The sequence below is a fragment of the Yoonia sp. genome (assembly GCF_017854415.1).
In the GTDB taxonomy this organism is placed as follows: domain Bacteria; phylum Pseudomonadota; class Alphaproteobacteria; order Rhodobacterales; family Rhodobacteraceae; genus Yoonia.
This window is the reverse complement of the sequence record NZ_JAFMHR010000080.1, coordinates 1-15,160: the sequence shown is the minus strand read 5'-3', so window position 1 is coordinate 15,160 and position 15,160 is coordinate 1. Positions and strand designations below refer to the sequence as shown.

The window sequence follows — 15,160 nt, the reverse complement described above, 5'->3', positions numbered from 1 at the left end:
ATCGCCTGCAACTAGATGGGCAATGCCGTCGCTGATCCCGCGCAATTCGTCATCTAGCCATTCCGCATCTGCCTTGGGGAAATCGCGTAAAACAAATCCGGGAACCGCGTCCTTGTGGCCGGGATGACCGACGCCCATGCGGACGCGGTCATAGTCAGGGCCGATATGTCCGTGAATTGACCTCAAGCCGTTATGCCCTGCGTGACCACCGCCAGTTTTCAGGCGCGTCTTGCCGGGGGCTAGATCAATTTCGTCGTGAAAGACGATAATGTCGTCGGGGGCAAGTTTGAGATAACGCATTGCTTCGCCAACTGACTGCCCGGACAGATTCATGAATGTCTCTGGCTTCAGTAGCGTGACGCGTTCTTCGCCCAAGCGGCCTTCGCACATTTGTCCTTGGAATTTGGATCGCCAACCGCTGAACCCGTGATCAGAAGCGATCCGGTCCATGGCCATAAAGCCGATATTATGACGGTTTTGCGCGTATTTCGCGCCCGGATTGCCAAGACCAACAAGTAATTTCATGCAGTATTCATATATTATGCCGCAGCGCAGCGATAGTCAGAATTTTCATGGGGCAGGGGCGGGCCCCAACGTGCCGCGCATGACAAGGTTTGTCTCTAGTGCCAAAGATGTCATCTCTTGACCATCTTTCAGCGCCTGAACCAGAATTTGCGCGGCACGTCGCCCCATTTCGCGGTGTGGCACATGAACGGTCGTTAGGGGTGGATAGGCGACTTGGGCCAGTTCGATATCATCGAACCCTACAATCGAGACGTCTTTTGGCACGTTGATTTGCATGTCTTGTGCCTGTCGCAGTGCGCCAACTGCCAAGACGTCATTGCCACAAAATACAGCCGTGGGCGGCGTTGGTCGCGTCATAAGTTCTGCAAGTGCCGAAGCCCCGTTTTCGATAGAATACGTCGTCTCAACGACATCCAGCGCGGCAGGGTCCAGTCCATTTGCTTGCATCGCTGATTTGATTCCCGCAAGCCGTTCTTCAGCACGGTCGTTGCTGGCCGAGCTGGCAGAGATCAAGGCAAGTTGACGGTGCCCTTGGGCCAAGACTGCTTTTGCCATCATGCCCATTGCGGCCGCGTTATCAAAGCCAACCGAAGGGCGCGGGGCGTTGGTATCGTAGGCCCACGTGACCAACGATGGCACGCCTTGCGCCTCTAGGAATTGATAGATTTCAGGTGCGCGCGCATGACCGATTAACAACAGCGCATCAGCGCCGCGTGCGACCAGTGCGCGGATTTGTTCTTCTTCTTGGGCGGGCTGATAGGATGTGCTGGCGACCAGCATTGTGTACCCGTGCAGCCGCAGTTCCTCTTGAAACGCCTGCAGCCCGCGCGCAAAGATCGCATTGTCCATTGTTGGGATAATTGCACCGATGGTTTTGGTGCGCCTTGCGGCCATGACCGATGCGCCAAAGTTCGGTGAATAGCCTAGTGCCGCAATCGCCTTTTGAACCCGATCACGGGTTGAAGGGGCAACTTTGTCTGGAAAATTCAGGCAGCGTGACACGGTCGCAGTGGACACGCCCGCATGTGCAGCCACGTCATGAAGCGTCGGAGTGGCGTGCTGCTGTGTCATTTTTTCCTTACTGCTTTGGGCTTGGTCACTATCTAACCCACCTGAACGGTGCACGCCCAGTTTAATTTACCTTGGGTCAATGTAAAGGTTTGCATTGATATAATGTAAAGGCTTACATTAACGAAGAATCAAGGACGAGACTGGGAGGAGACACGTCATGCTGATTTTAAGTGCGCTTGCATCACAATCACGCTTGTCGACGACTGCTCTTTGCGAATTCATCCCGGCATTGATCCTGAAACGTCATCGGTTTTATTAGAGTAAGGCAGACTTCTCATGGCACTTGAATATCTTAAGAAAGCAACGCTAACGGCTCAGTCTGGCGCGTCTGACGTGCATGATCTTGTCAAAGGCATCCTTGACGACATCGAAGCAGGTGGCGACGCCAAAGCGATGGAATACGCGGCTAAATTCGACAAATATGATGGCGCGGTTATTCTAAGCGACGCAGACATCGCAGCAGCAACGGCTTTAGTGCCGCAAAAGCTCAAGGAAGATATCCAGTTCGCACATGACAATGTGAAGCGCTTTGCCGAGGCGCAAAAAGCCACAGTCAGCGATATTGAATACGAAATCGTTCCTGGTCTGATTGCTGGTCAAAAAGCGATTCCAGTTGATGTCGCGGGTTGCTATGTGCCCGGTGGTCGTTACAGCCACATTGCATCCGCTGTAATGACAGTAACAACAGCCAAAGTTGCGGGCTGTAGCCATATCAGTGTTGCATCCCCACCGCGCCCCGGTGTCGGTGTCGCACCTGCGATCATCTATGCAGCCCACATTTCAGGCGCAGACACAATCATGGCAATGGGCGGCGTCCAAGGTGTCGCGGCAATGACATTTGGCTTGTTCGGTCTGCCAAAAGCAAACATTCTGGTCGGCCCCGGCAACCAGTTCGTCGCCGAAGCAAAACGCATCCTGTTTGGTCGCGTTGGCATCGATATGATCGCTGGTCCAACTGACAGCTTGGTGCTTGCCGATAAATCTGCTGATCCGCATATCGTAGCGACAGACTTGGTCAGCCAAGCAGAGCACGGTTACAACTCGCCTGTGTGGTTGGTCACTGATGACCGCGCTATGGCTGAAGATGTAATGGCGCGCGTACCTGTGCTGATTGCTGATCTACCAGAAGTGAACCGCGACAACGCGGCTGCTGCGTGGCGCGATTACGCCGAAGTGATCCTATGTGCCGACCGCGAAGAAATGGCCGCATGTTCCGACAGCTACGCACCAGAGCACTTGACCGTACAAGCCGAAGATCTGCCTTGGTGGTTGGATCGTCTTAGCTGCTACGGCTCGCTGTTCTTGGGCGAAGAAACAACAGTATCCTACGGTGACAAAGCATCCGGCACGAACCATGTTCTGCCAACATCCGGTGCCGCTTCATATACTGGTGGTTTGTCGGTCCATAAGTACATGAAGATCGTCACTTGGCAGCAGGCAACACGCGAAGGCTCCAAGCGCGTAGCCGAAGCAACAGCCCGTATTTCCCGCCTTGAAGGTATGGAAGGCCATGCCCGTGCGGCAGACGTGCGCCTTGCCAAGTACTTCCCCGGCGAGAACTTCGATCTTAGCCCCGATGAGTAACCCTATCGATCTTTTCGATCTGACAGGTCGCGTCGCTTGCGTCACTGGCGCAAGCGCGGGACTAGGACAGCGCGCGGCGATTGTACTGGCACGTGCCGGTGCAAAAGTCGTTGGCGTTGCCCGTCGCGCAGATGCATTGGCCGAGTGGGCCAAGGCGACTGGCGAAAATGCGGCTGTTGTGGCTGCGGACTTGTCACAGCGTGACCAGATTGAAGAGATCGCAAAAAAGATCAGCGCTCCGTTTGGGGTGCCTGATATTCTCGTGCATGCCGCAGGTATCAATACCCGCGAAGTTGCCGATGACGTCACACCCGAAGGCTGGGACGTAACGATGAACCTGAATTTGGCGGCGCCGTTTTTCTTAAGCCAAGCGTTTGTACCTGATATGCGCTGTCGTGGCTGGGGACGGATTGTGAATTTTGCGTCCTTGCAGACCACGCGCGCGTTTCCGGGCGGGATAAGCTATGGAACATCCAAAGCCGGTGTCGGTCAATTGACCCGCGCGATGGCCGAAGCTTGGTCCAAAGACGGCATCACCGCCAATGCTATCGGTCCGGGCTTTTTCCCGACCGAACTGACCGGTCCGGTCTTCGCCGATCCTGAACGTGCAGCCCGCAATGCAGCGCAAACCTGCATTGGCCGCAATGGAGAGCTGTCCGATATGGACGGCCCGCTTCTTTTCTTATGCTCTGACGCGTCCTCTTACGTGACAGGCCAAGTCCTTATGGTGGACGGAGGGTATACGGCCAAATGAAAGCGCTTGTTTACGACGATGTGGAAACGCTTGTTTACCGCTATATGCCCGATCCGGTGCCAGCGTTTGGGCAAAGCCTTATCAGGATCAAGGCCTCTGGCATTTGCGGTTCCGACATGCATGCTTATCTGGGCCATGACGAACGCAGGCCCGCGCCGCTGATCCTTGGCCACGAGGCCGCAGGTGTTGTTGTTGGCGGTGAAATGGACGGCAAGCGGGTCACGATCAACCCTTTGACGACGTGCGGTCTTTGTGCCGCTTGCAAAGCAGGACGCGACAACCTGTGCGCCGACCGTATGATTATTTCGATGCCACCCCGCGAAGGCGCATTTGGTGAATTGGTCATTATGGCCAACCGCAACCTTGTCGAAGTGCCTGATGATGTGCCGTTTGAAAAAGCGGCATTGGCCGAACCTTTGGCCTGCGGCTGGCATGCTGTCCGCCTGGGTGCCGCTGCTTTGGATATCCCTCTCGCCGAAGCGCGCTGCGTCGTGATCGGTGGTGGTGCGATTGGACTTGGTGCTGCACTTTGCCTGATGGCATTCGGCGCAACTGATATTCAAGTGATCGAGCCGAATGCAGTGCGCCGCGCGACGCTGGACGGAATCGCAGGATTTACTGCTGTCGAGCCGGGAACAGTCAAGCAAGCTGACTTAGTCATCGACGGTGTTGGTTATGCTGCCACCCGTGCCGACGCGACCGTGATAACCCGTCCGGGCGGTGTCATTATGCACATCGGTTTGGGCGAAGCTGCTGGCGGTCTAGACATCCGCCGCATGACGCTGCAGGAAATCACTTTCATCGGCACATATACTTACACTGCCCAAGATTTCCGTGACACGGCGGCCGCGATTTTTGATGGCCGCCTTGGTGCGCTTGACTGGACCGAAGAACGGCCTTTGTCAGAAGGTGGGCAGGCTTTTGCGGATATCCGCGCAGGTCGTGTGGCCGCACCAAAGATCATTTTGCGACCCTAACCAAAGACTGAAACCCCAAGGAGGTTTGATATGTATAAGCACATTCTTGTCCCTATGGCGCTTGATCACGGGATTGCCGATCTCACGATGCAAATTGCGCGCACTCTGTTGGCCGAAGGCGGTCAGATCACAGCTTTGCATGTTCACGAGGCCCCGAATAATTCTGTCAGCGTCTATGTCGACGAAAGCGTCATGAAAAACGCTTTTACCCGCGCGCAAGACGAAATGAACGCCCGTGCTGCCGCAATGGATGGCGTGAATGCAGTCACCGTTCAAGGCCACAGCGGTCGCACGATTGTAGATACCGCCACCAGCCTGAAAGTCGATTGTATCGTGCTTGGATCACACAAGCCGGGCCTGATCGACTATCTGCTTGGATCGACCGCAACCCGCGTTGTGCAGCATGCCCCATGTGCAGTTCACGTCGCGCGCGACCCCGCTTAACCCCGCCCTTTCAACACCCGACGCCCCGCTTTCCAAAGGCGCAACCAGGAGACCTAAGACATTGGACATTAGCAAGAAAATCGTGGACGACCTTGTCGCCAACGATGTGTCATTCATCACCACTGTGCCGTGTAAGCAGTTGGCCGGCGTGATCGAAGAAGTCGAAGCACGCCCCGAAATTTTCCACATCCCGTCCAACAAAGAGGACGAGGGCATGGGCCTGTGTGCGGGTGCATTTATGGGCGGCAAACGCCCTGCGATCATCATGCAAAACACAGCGATCGGTGTCACAATCAACACGCTCGCCACGCTGACCCAGTATTACCGCATGCCGTTGCCGATGATCATCAGCTACCGTGGCGAACTGCGCGAACCGGTAGCGTGTCAGGTTGAAATGGCTGTGCACACCAAAGCACTGCTCAACCAGATGCTGATCCCGACTTACCACTTCCACAAGGAAAGCGACGCGGACGAGCTCGACGCGATTCTGAAATACACATTCATGTGCAATAAACCTGTGGCGATCCTGACGGATGCGTCCTTCTGGGGAGGCTACGGCGACCAATGATCCGTTCTGAAATCCTGCGCGAAATCGCGCCAATCCTTCATGACAACCTTGTCGTCTGTAACATCGGTCTGCCTAGCCAAGAGCTGCATATGATCGACGATAATGCCAAGAACTTCTACATGCTTGGCACTATGGGTCTGTCTTCCTCAATCGGTCTTGGTCTTGCTTTGTCGCAAGATAAAACCGTGATCTCGATCGACGGTGACGGTTCTGTTTTGACCAATCTTGGCACGCTGCCAACAATTGCGAACAACGTGGCTGACAACTTTATCTTATTGATCATCGACAACGGTTCTTACGGCTCAACAGGTGACCAGCCAACTTATGCTGGCAAAAAAACCAAGCTTGAAGCCGTCGCAAAGGCCTGTGGTTGTGAAAATGTTGTTGTGTGCCAAGACGTGGACACAGGCAAAACATTGCAAGCCGCCATCGACAGCAAGCAGATGACAATCATCGTCAGCAAGTGTGACAGCGGCAACATCAAGCTGCCCGTCATCACGATGGACCCAGTTGTGATCCGCGACCGCTTTATGAAAGCTGTGGCCAGCTAAATGGCACTCAAGATCCATTCAAGCGAAGACGCCCGCAGGCTTGCCCGCAAGCGCCTTCCTTGGATGGTCTTTGATTATATTGACGGTGCCGCTGGCGCCGAGACAGGGGCCGCGCGTAACCGTGCGGCCTTTGATAATCTAGAATTGCGCCCCCGCGTGTTGCGCGATGTCAGCGACCGCTCGCTGGCTTCGACACTTTGGGGCAAGCCGACCAAAGCGCCCTTTGGCATCAGCCCAATGGGTATGTGTAATCTGTCCGGCCCGGGCGCCGATATGATGCTGGCCCGCCTTGCCGCGCGTGAAAATGTACCGTTAGGTGTGTCCACAGTGGCCTCGACCGCGATGGAGCCGTTGATTGAGGCCGCCGAAGGTAACGCATGGTTTCAGCTATATTTTTCCGGTGATGGTACAGGGACCTTTAAACTGGTCGAACGCGCCAAGGCTGCGGGTTATGAGACCATTGTTCTGACTGTTGACGTCGCCGAAGTGGGCCGCCGCCCGCGCGAATTGCGCCATGGATTTACCATGCCGTTCAAAATCGGTCCCAAGCAGTTCATTGATTTTGCATTGCACCCGCGCTGGTCACTGACCTCGCTTTACGCAGGCAAGCCGCAGATGGCCAATTTTGACATGGATGGCTACGATTTTGACCGCACCGAAAGCCGCGCCAAGGCGGACTGGGACACGCTGCGCCGCTTGCGTGATATGTGGCCCGGCAATCTGGTGGTCAAAGGTGTGTTGGATGCTGAAGACGCCGTTGCCCTCAAAGGGGCAGGGGTGGACGCTGTGCAAGTGTCCAGTCATGGCTCCCGCCAATTAGACAGCGCACCTGCGCCGATTTTGGAACTAGCCAAGATCCGCGCAGCTGTTGGCGCAGATTACCCGCTTTTCTACGATACTGGGCTACGCAGCGGCGAAGACGTGGTCAAAGCCTACCGCCAAGGCGCGAACTTTACGTTCTTCGGACGCGTCCTGCAGTTCGCAATCGCGGCTGGCGGTGAAGAAGGTTTGCAGGAATTGTGGAACGTGTTGCGCAGTGAAACCAGCATCACACTCGCGCAAATAGGTGAACGGTCTTTGATCAAAGACACCTAAATTCGCCGCAAGAAAAATGTCCCGCGCGTTTCTTTGACGATCTTCCACTGTGCTTTGTGGTTTTGAATGACAGTCTTGAAGCCAGCGATATTCGCGCGCTCGTCTTCGATCAACACCCAACCATCTATGGCGACGCAGTCCAATAATCCAATTAGCGTGGCTAGGCGCGGTTCTTTATCCAGCATATGCAATGTGCGGTCGATAACGATGATGTCGAACACCCCTTCCGGTGAGAACGAAGCAATATCTGCGACGATCCCTTCAACGGACAAACCTTCTGTTGCGGCAGTATCGATCATGTCTTGAACGCCGCTGGGCGAAAGGTCTACGCCGACAACAGTGTGACCGCGCCGCGCAATGAAAAGTGCGTCGCGCCCCTGACCGCTGCCCACATCAAGGACGCGGGCATTTGGTTGGTCGTAGGTATCAAAGAAATCGACGAAGACCTTTGTCGGTGCGCCAAGCGCATTTGGCGTCGTCGCATAAAGGGCATCATAGTTATAAGCCATGAGGCGAAGATATCATGCGCAGCCTAAGCTGACTAAGTCATTTCCGGAATTTTAACGCAAAAGGGCACCTCGATTGAGGTGCCCTTTGTTTAGAACGCTTAGACGTTGCTTACTCTTCAGCTGCGTCGTCGCCAGTTGTTGGCACTTCGTCAGCTGCAACTTCTGCTGTGTCTTCGTCATCTTCAGACAACAACGCGCGTGGCGCTGTGATGTTTGCGATGACAAAGTCGCGATCTGTGATCGCAGGTGTCGCGCCAGCAGGCAGTGTCACGTCGCTGATCGAAATGGTGTCACCAATCTCGACGCCAGCCAGATCAACTGTGATGTGCTCTGGGATATCGCCAGCCAGCACTTCAAGCTCGACTTCGTTACGCACAACAGTCAAGACACCACCTTTTTTCACGCCGGGGCATGTATCCTGGTTGAGGAACTCAACTGGGATAAAGATTTTTACACGGCTTGTACGCTTAAGGCGCATCAGGTCGATGTGTGTTGGCAGGTCCTTGACCACGTCGCGCTGAACGCCACGACAGATCACACGGACGTCTTCTTGACCCTCGATCTTGAGGTTGTGCAGCGTGGACATAAAGCCACCCTTGCGCAATTTTGTCAGAAGGTAGTTGAATGGGATGTTGATGGATTGTGGTTCAGCACCACCACCATAAACAATGCCAGGTACGTCGCCTGCACGGCGAGCTTGGCGGGCGGCCCCCTTGCCTGTCCCCGCGCGTACCGTGGCGTTAAGATCTTGGACCTTAGCAGCCATAGTCATATTCCTTAATGTAGGGGCCCGCCTCCAAGGGTGTCCGAGCCCGATGAAAGTCGGCGTATAGGGCGATTGTGTCAGTTTGAAAAGAGGTTTTATCGCGCCAAAGCACTTTGAAACTTGCTTTGGGAAATTTTCAGGGGCAGGCACGGCGCATGTCAATATTAAATGCTCTTTCCGTTTCACGTCGCCCCGCCGCTGCCTTTGTTGTCATTGGCATGTTTTGGGGGTGTTTTGCAGCCTATGTGCCGGTCATCAAAGATCAGTTGGGCGCGTCAGATGCACTGTTTGGCACGCTTTTGCTGGGGTCTGCGACCGGATTGGTGTCTGCGATGTGGTTAGCCCCACGTGCGGACCGAATTCTTGGCGCACGCGGCATGCAAGTTGGCGCTGTCGCTTTGGCGGTTGCGTGGCTTTTGCCCGGGCAGGTGATGAATCCTTGGCTGTTTGCAGTGTCGATGGCTTTTGTGGGGCTGTGTTCGGGATTGCTGGACGTAATCATGAATGCCCGCGTCAGCGAACTGGAGGCCAAGCACAATCGTCCCTTGATGAACGTCAACCATGCAATGTTTTCAGTCGCGTATGTAGTAGGTGCGGTCCTTGTGAGTTTCACGCGCGAGGCGGGTTTGCCCCCAATGCCGGTTTTTGCAGGCTTTGGTGTTGTCGCCCTGCTGATGCTACCTTTGATGCGGATGGAGGTGACATATGTCGCCGCTGACGAAGGCTATGCGGGGCGTTATCCGCTTTGGCCGATTGCCCTTTGTGGTGCGATTGTTTTAGTTGCCTTTATGTCCGAGGCTACGGTCGAGGCATGGTCGGCGCTGCACGTCGAACGTACGCTTGGGGGCGGGGCGGCCGAGGGCGCTTTGGGTCCTGCAATGCTGGGTCTGACAATGGCGATTGGCCGTTTTTCAGGGCAGGCCGTTGCGGAACGCATGCGCGAAGTCACGATCTTGTTGGGCGCATCTGTTATGGCAGCAACTGGCGCAGTGATCGCGGCTTTGGCACCGACACCCGTTGTCGCCTATGTCGGTTTCGGCGTTCTAGGGCTTGGTGTGTCGGTGATAGGTCCGATCGGCCTTGCTTTGGTTGGCAAACTGGTAGCCCCGCATTTGCGGACCGAAGCGATTAGTCGCACAGCGGTCATTGGCTTTTCAGGGTTCTTTTTTGCGCCGATGCTGATGGGATTGATGTCCGAAGCATTCGGGCTGCGCATGGCATTCTTGGGTGTCGCAGTCTTGCTATTATCGGCGGTACCTCTGGCCTTCTTGATCAAGAGACAGCCACTGCACAGAACAAATCACGCCTGATTTACGCGTGCCTTTCGAAGCAATCACAAGGTCGCAAACGGTGGAACAATAAAAAAAGGGACAACTGCGAATTCACAGTTGTCCCTCTATTCATCAAAGCATCTCGTTAAAAAATTAACTAAGATAACCCGATCAGTTCAAACGCTTGCGCGCTTGTACTGTTTACTCCTCGGAGGCTGCGTAAAGCAGGATAGCTGCCAGAACGCCCAGAGCGATGATACCGGCTGTACCGGAACCTGCTGGTGCTGGTGCCATTTCTTCCATGACGACTGGAGCTTCCATGACTTCTTCGGACATGCCGCCAGCGAAAGCGGATGTGGAAAGAACTGCGATGGACGCTGCAGCTGCGAGTGTTGTTGTAATGCGCATAGTAGTTACTCCTGATTGGTCTATTGCACGGGGGCCCCGCCTACGTAGGCGAAGCCGGTTCCGAAACCACTGTTATCGGGTCTGTGTCCACGGTCAATGCATTCTTGTTGAGCAAAGCGACAAACACACTAAATGTGGCGATTTTGCTCTCATTTATGTGCATTTTTTGCATCACTTTGGGCGGTTTAGACCCAGCGGCCTTCGAAATCTTCCGGAACAAGCAAGATGTTGCGGTCTAAAGTGGTCACGTCACGGCGTCCGCACAGGGCCATTGTGGTGTCAAGTTCCTTGTGAATGACCTCAAGTGCGGTTGTGACACCCTTTTCGCCCATCGCACCCAGACCATTCACGTAAGCACGGCCGATATATGTACCTTTGGCCCCCATTGCTAACGCCTTCAATACGTCTTGGCCGGACCGGATGCCGCTATCAAGGTGGACTTCGACCTTGTCGCCAACGGCATCCAAAATCGCAGGCAAAGCGCGGATGGACGATAACGCACCATCCAACTGCCGCCCGCCGTGGTTCGATACAATAATCGCATCGGCCCCCAGCTCTGCTGCTTTTTTGGCGTCGTCTGCATCAAGAATACCCTTGAGGATGACCTTGCCACCCCACATTTTCATCAATTGCGCGACACGGTCCCAGTCAAGCGCATGGTCAAAGGCTTCGGCGGTCCAAGAGGCCAGCGATGAAGGATCAGAAACGCCCTTTGCGTGACCGACGATATTGCCAAAGAAACGCCGCTTGGTTTGCAGCATCCCAATTCCCCAAGGCCATTTTGTCGCAAGGTCGGCCATGCTGGCAATCGTGAACTTTGGCGGGGCTGACAAACCGTTTTTCAGGTCTTTATGCCGCTGGCCCATAATTTGCAAATCAAGCGTGATGACCATAGCTGAACAGCCTGCTGCGCGGGCGCGGTCAAACAAGCGTTGCATAAAATCGTCATCTTTGAGGGTGTAAACCTGAAACCAAAACGGCTTGGTGGTGTTTTCAGCGACGTCCTCAATCGAGCAGATCGACATGGTAGATAGAGTAAACGGCACGCCGAATTTCTCTGCAGCCTTGGCAGCTTTGATCTCGCCATCGGCGCATTGCATGCCAGTCAATCCAACCGGTGCAAGTGCCACGGGCATAGCGACGTCTTGGCCGATCATCTGGCTTGCCGTGGTGCGGTTTGTCATATCAACCGCGATGCGCTGGCGCAGGCGGATCTTGTCAAAATCAGATGTGTTTTCGCGAAATGTCTGCTCTGTCCAGCTGCCGCTTTCGGCGTAGTCGTAAAACATTTTCGGAGTGCGGCGCTTATGCAGGCGCTTGAGATCAGCAATCGTTGTAATTACAGGCATGGCGAAATCCTTGAATTGGTAATTAATTATTACCGCCTTGCGGGTTTTATGCAAGCGCAGAATTATTCCGCAAACGGCAATAGGGCGCATAAGCAAAGCCTACACGCCCAAATCAGAAAAGTGGTAGTTTTATCCGCGGTGCGTGCCGTCAGCCAAGCTGCGCACGAATGCAAGCACATCTGCGACGCTTTCGCCCGCGCCGATCTTTTCGACAATCGCTGAACCGACAACGGCACCGTCGGCTATCTTGGCAATCGCTTCGGCCGCATCGGGGGTTCGAATGCCGAAACCAACGATAACAGGCAGGTCCGTTTGGGATTTGATCCGTGCAACTTCTGGCGCAACATCATCTGCCTGCGCCTCGGCGGCCCCCGTGATGCCCGTGACGGACACATAATACACAAACCCGGATGTGTTTTGCAGCACTTTAGGCAAGCGCTTGTCGTCTGTTGTTGGCGTGGCCAGACGGATAAAGTTGATTCCGACTTTCTGGGCAGGGATGCACAATTCGTCATCTTCTTCGGGCGGCAGATCGACAATGATCAACCCGTCGATGCCTGCTTCTTTGGCGTCGGCCAAGAACGCGTCAACGCCGCGCGAATAGATCGGGTTGTAATAGCCCATCATCACAATCGGTGTGGTGTCATCGTCTTTGCGCAACTCGCGGGCGTATTGCAGCGTCTTTTCCAAATTCTGACCCGCTTCCAGCGCGCGCTGGCCGGCAAGCTGAATAGTAGCACCGTCTGCCATCGGGTCGGTAAAGGGCATGCCGAGTTCGATAATATCAACACCTGCGTCCGGCAGACCTTTGACGATCTCTAATCCGGTATCGTAGTCTGGATCACCTGCCATCACATAAGCGACGAAAGCTTTCTTGTTGTCGGCACGCAATTGCGCGAATTTTGCGTCGATTCTGCTCATTCTGGCCCCCTGACTATTTGCCTGAGACGGTTTGCGGCACAGCGCGGGGAAAATCAATGGCTTCGCGTTGATTTTGCATGCGAACGCGTGAACCCTTGCAGCGTGGCCTCTGCACCCATAAAAGCGCCGACAGGATCAAAGGAGTGTCGCTATGGGTTTCAAGATGGGTATCGTGGGTTTGCCGAACGTGGGCAAATCAACCCTGTTCAATGCGTTGACGAAAACAGCAGCTGCACAAGCTGCAAACTTTCCGTTTTGCACGATTGAACCCAACGTCGGCGACGTGGCAGTGCCTGACGCGCGCCTTGATAAATTGGCCGCTATCGCCACTTCCAAGCAGATCATTCCGACCCGCATGACCTTTGTTGATATCGCGGGACTGGTGAAAGGCGCCAGCAAGGGCGAAGGCCTTGGCAACCAATTCCTTGCCAACATCCGCGAATGCGATGCCATCGCACATGTGCTGCGTTGTTTCGAAGATGACGACATCACCCACGTCGAAGGCCGCGTTGATCCGGTGGAAGACGCCGATGTGATCGAAACGGAATTGATGCTGTCTGATCTGGAAAGCATTGAAAAGCGTCTTCAGAACCTGACGCGTAAAGTGCGCGGCGGCGACAAAGAGGCGGTGCAGCAGGTGCGCTTGCTGGAAATGGCGCAAGCCGCTTTGGAACAGGGTCAACCCGCACGCACAGTTGCGGTAGATGCAGATGACGCAAAGGCTTGGCGGTTGCTGCAGTTGCTGACAACGAAGCCGGTTCTTTATGTCTGCAACGTCGAAGAAGAAAGCGCCGGCACAGGCAACAGCCAATCTGCGCGCGTCGCCGAAATGGCAGCAGCGCAGGGCAATTCCCATGTGGTTATTTCAGCCCGCATTGAAGAAGAAATCAGCCAGTTGGAACCCGACGAGGCAGAAATGTTCTTGGGCGAAATGGGCCTAGAAGAAGCAGGCCTCGATCGGTTGATCCGCGCAGGCTATGAATTGCTGCACTTGCAGACTTATTTCACAGTTGGTCCGAAAGAAGCGCGCGCTTGGACGATCAAAGAAGGCACATCAGCCCCACAAGCGGCAGGCGTTATTCATGGCGATTTTGAACGCGGGTTTATTCGGGCAGAGACAATCGCTTATAATGACTTCGTGACTTTGGGCGGCGAACAGCCCGCCAAAGAAGCTGGCAAGATGCGTGCAGAAGGCAAAACCTATATCGTCAAAGACGGCGATGTGATGCACTTCTTGTTCAACACCTAAGGGCGCGCGAGCCGCAGCAAAGCGGCACCGATCAGTACGGTCATTGTGGATAGTACCTTCATCAGGTCCAGCCTTTCCTTAAGGAAAAACACGCCGATCAGCAGTGCAAAGACGATGCTGGTTTCGCGCAAAGCCGTGACCAATGCGATGGGCGCTTGGGTAAAGGCCCAGGTGACGATGGCGTAGGCGGCAAAAGATGCGCCGCCCCCGATCCAGAAAAGACTGCGGCCCTCTCGCCAAAGGCTTTTGTAGGTTTGCGGTGCGCGGATAGCGACAGCGATCGCCAAAGCCGCGCTATTGCCAATGGCCAACCACCCGAAATAGCCCAAGGCGGTGCCAGCGACCCGCGCTCCCATGCCATCCACAATGGAATAGGATGCGATAAAACAGCCCGTGATCAATGCAAAAGTGGCAGCACGCCCGTTGCGCAACCCGTCCGCACGCCGCACCAACGCGAGACTGACAATCCCCACGCCGATAATGAACACGGCAATCAACTCGATGAATTGCAGCGTCACGCCCAGAACCGTGATCGAAACCACCGCGACAATCAGCGGCGCAGAGCCGCGCGCAATGGGATAGACTTGCGTCAGATCACCTGCGGCATAGGCATAAAGCAGGAAAACCTGATATCCAAAATGCAATACTACACCTACGGCGATATAAGGAAGCGCCGCCATATCGAGCGGCGGCGAAACGGCAATAGCGACCAAGGCAAATGGCACATGCCCCAAAATGACCGCGGTCAATGACATCAGCTTGTCTGTGCCACCTTTGACCAGCGCATTCCACGCAGCATGAAGAATGGCCGCGCCGATGACGGCAATGAAAACAGTAGCCGTCATGGGTGGTCCCTTGTCTGTGTGGCTTTGGTCTAGGCTGCACACACCGACAGCCGCAACGCTGTTTTTGCTTTGCCGGGCATTACCGTCATTGGGTAATCGGGACCAATAGTTCACGAAACGTTGCGAAAATGCGGCCTACAATGGACCTTGATGCAACGGCGCCTGAAGATAAAAGAAGTTTTGCGTAAATCGGCTAAGCAGCAAAACGCTGCCGCGAGGGCAAGAGCGGGCAAATAGGTGGTGCGACCAAGCAAGTTAACGAGGCAACTTTAG

Annotated in this window: 17 protein-coding genes; 9 read left to right on the top strand and 8 right to left on the bottom strand. The window is 54.8% G+C overall.

Going from position 1 to position 15,160, the window contains the following annotated elements; genetic code table 11:
- Positions 1–525: aminoacyl-tRNA hydrolase (gene pth, locus QZ197_RS10230; RefSeq protein WP_296431825.1), on the bottom strand; the 525-nt coding region annotated here is incomplete at its 3' end.
- A 45-nt stretch (positions 526–570) separates the two neighbouring features.
- The gene (locus QZ197_RS10225; protein WP_296431824.1) at positions 571–1,596 is read right to left on the bottom strand and encodes a LacI family DNA-binding transcriptional regulator; all 1,026 of its coding nucleotides are present in this window, start codon (positions 1,594–1,596) and stop codon (positions 571–573) included.
- A 276-nt stretch (positions 1,597–1,872) separates the two neighbouring features.
- Here QZ197_RS10225 and hisD point away from each other — a divergent pair, with 276 nt between their 5' ends.
- The 7 genes from hisD (at position 1,873) to QZ197_RS10190 (ending at position 7,569) form a co-directional block, all read left to right on the top strand.
- Positions 1,873–3,180 (top strand): histidinol dehydrogenase, encoded by a 1,308-nt coding sequence (gene hisD / locus QZ197_RS10220; RefSeq protein ID WP_296431823.1) that lies wholly within the window; start codon positions 1,873–1,875, stop codon positions 3,178–3,180.
- The gene (locus QZ197_RS10215; RefSeq protein WP_296431822.1) at positions 3,173–3,934 is read left to right on the top strand and encodes an SDR family oxidoreductase; all 762 of its coding nucleotides are present in this window, start codon (positions 3,173–3,175) and stop codon (positions 3,932–3,934) included. Before hisD ends, QZ197_RS10215 begins: the two co-directional genes overlap by 8 nt.
- A complete protein-coding gene (locus tag QZ197_RS10210) occupies positions 3,931–4,911 on the top strand; it encodes an alcohol dehydrogenase catalytic domain-containing protein (RefSeq protein ID WP_296431821.1) in 981 nt (326 codons plus the stop codon). The genes QZ197_RS10215 and QZ197_RS10210 overlap by 4 nt, the downstream gene beginning before the upstream one ends.
- A 30-nt stretch (positions 4,912–4,941) precedes the next feature.
- Positions 4,942–5,355: a universal stress protein gene (locus QZ197_RS10205; protein ID WP_296431820.1), complete on the top strand. Its 414-nt coding sequence runs from the start codon at positions 4,942–4,944 to the stop codon at positions 5,353–5,355.
- Between the two features lie 61 nt (positions 5,356–5,416).
- On the top strand, positions 5,417–5,923 hold the full coding sequence (comD, locus tag QZ197_RS10200; protein WP_296431819.1) for a sulfopyruvate decarboxylase subunit alpha: 507 nt from the start codon (positions 5,417–5,419) through the stop codon (positions 5,921–5,923).
- Positions 5,920–6,474 carry a sulfopyruvate decarboxylase subunit beta gene (gene comE / locus QZ197_RS10195; RefSeq protein ID WP_296431818.1) on the top strand — a complete coding sequence of 185 codons (555 nt, stop codon included), beginning with the start codon at positions 5,920–5,922 and terminating at the stop codon, positions 6,472–6,474. Before comD ends, comE begins: the two co-directional genes overlap by 4 nt.
- On the top strand, positions 6,475–7,569 hold the full coding sequence (locus QZ197_RS10190) for an alpha-hydroxy acid oxidase (protein WP_296431817.1): 1,095 nt from the start codon (positions 6,475–6,477) through the stop codon (positions 7,567–7,569).
- On the opposite strand, the gene QZ197_RS10185 is transcribed toward QZ197_RS10190, so the two are convergent.
- Together QZ197_RS10185 and QZ197_RS10180 are read right to left on the bottom strand one after the other, a co-directional pair.
- Positions 7,566–8,078, bottom strand: a complete 513-nt coding sequence (locus QZ197_RS10185; RefSeq protein WP_296431816.1) for a class I SAM-dependent methyltransferase — start codon at positions 8,076–8,078, stop codon at positions 7,566–7,568. The two genes, QZ197_RS10190 and QZ197_RS10185, sit on opposite strands and share 4 nt — an antisense overlap.
- A gap of 109 nt (positions 8,079–8,187) precedes the next feature.
- Complete coding sequence (locus QZ197_RS10180) at positions 8,188–8,844, bottom strand: 50S ribosomal protein L25/general stress protein Ctc (RefSeq protein WP_296431813.1); 657 nt, start codon at positions 8,842–8,844, stop codon at positions 8,188–8,190.
- Between the two features lie 155 nt (positions 8,845–8,999).
- Here QZ197_RS10180 and QZ197_RS10175 point away from each other — a divergent pair, with 155 nt between their 5' ends.
- Positions 9,000–10,154: an MFS transporter gene (locus tag QZ197_RS10175; protein ID WP_296431812.1), complete on the top strand. Its 1,155-nt coding sequence runs from the start codon at positions 9,000–9,002 to the stop codon at positions 10,152–10,154.
- A 162-nt stretch (positions 10,155–10,316) separates the two neighbouring features.
- Here the strand turns inward: QZ197_RS10175 and QZ197_RS10170 are convergent, their stop codons facing one another.
- The 3 genes from QZ197_RS10170 to trpA form a co-directional block, all read right to left on the bottom strand.
- Positions 10,317–10,523, bottom strand: a complete 207-nt coding sequence (locus QZ197_RS10170) for a hypothetical protein (protein WP_296431810.1) — start codon at positions 10,521–10,523, stop codon at positions 10,317–10,319.
- A 185-nt stretch (positions 10,524–10,708) separates the two neighbouring features.
- Positions 10,709–11,872, bottom strand: a complete 1,164-nt coding sequence (locus QZ197_RS10165) for an alpha-hydroxy acid oxidase (protein ID WP_296431809.1) — start codon at positions 11,870–11,872, stop codon at positions 10,709–10,711.
- A gap of 129 nt (positions 11,873–12,001) precedes the next feature.
- Positions 12,002–12,793, bottom strand: coding sequence for a tryptophan synthase subunit alpha (trpA, locus tag QZ197_RS10160; protein WP_296431808.1), 792 nt, complete (start codon positions 12,791–12,793; stop codon positions 12,002–12,004).
- Between the two features lie 151 nt (positions 12,794–12,944).
- On the opposite strand from trpA, the gene ychF reads away from it, so the two are divergent.
- Positions 12,945–14,042, top strand: coding sequence for a redox-regulated ATPase YchF (gene ychF / locus QZ197_RS10155; protein WP_296431806.1), 1,098 nt, complete (start codon positions 12,945–12,947; stop codon positions 14,040–14,042).
- On the opposite strand, the gene QZ197_RS10150 is transcribed toward ychF, so the two are convergent.
- Positions 14,039–14,887, bottom strand: a complete 849-nt coding sequence (locus QZ197_RS10150; protein ID WP_296431805.1) for a DMT family transporter — start codon at positions 14,885–14,887, stop codon at positions 14,039–14,041. The two genes, ychF and QZ197_RS10150, sit on opposite strands and share 4 nt — an antisense overlap.
- Positions 14,888–15,160: the final 273 nt, after the last annotated feature.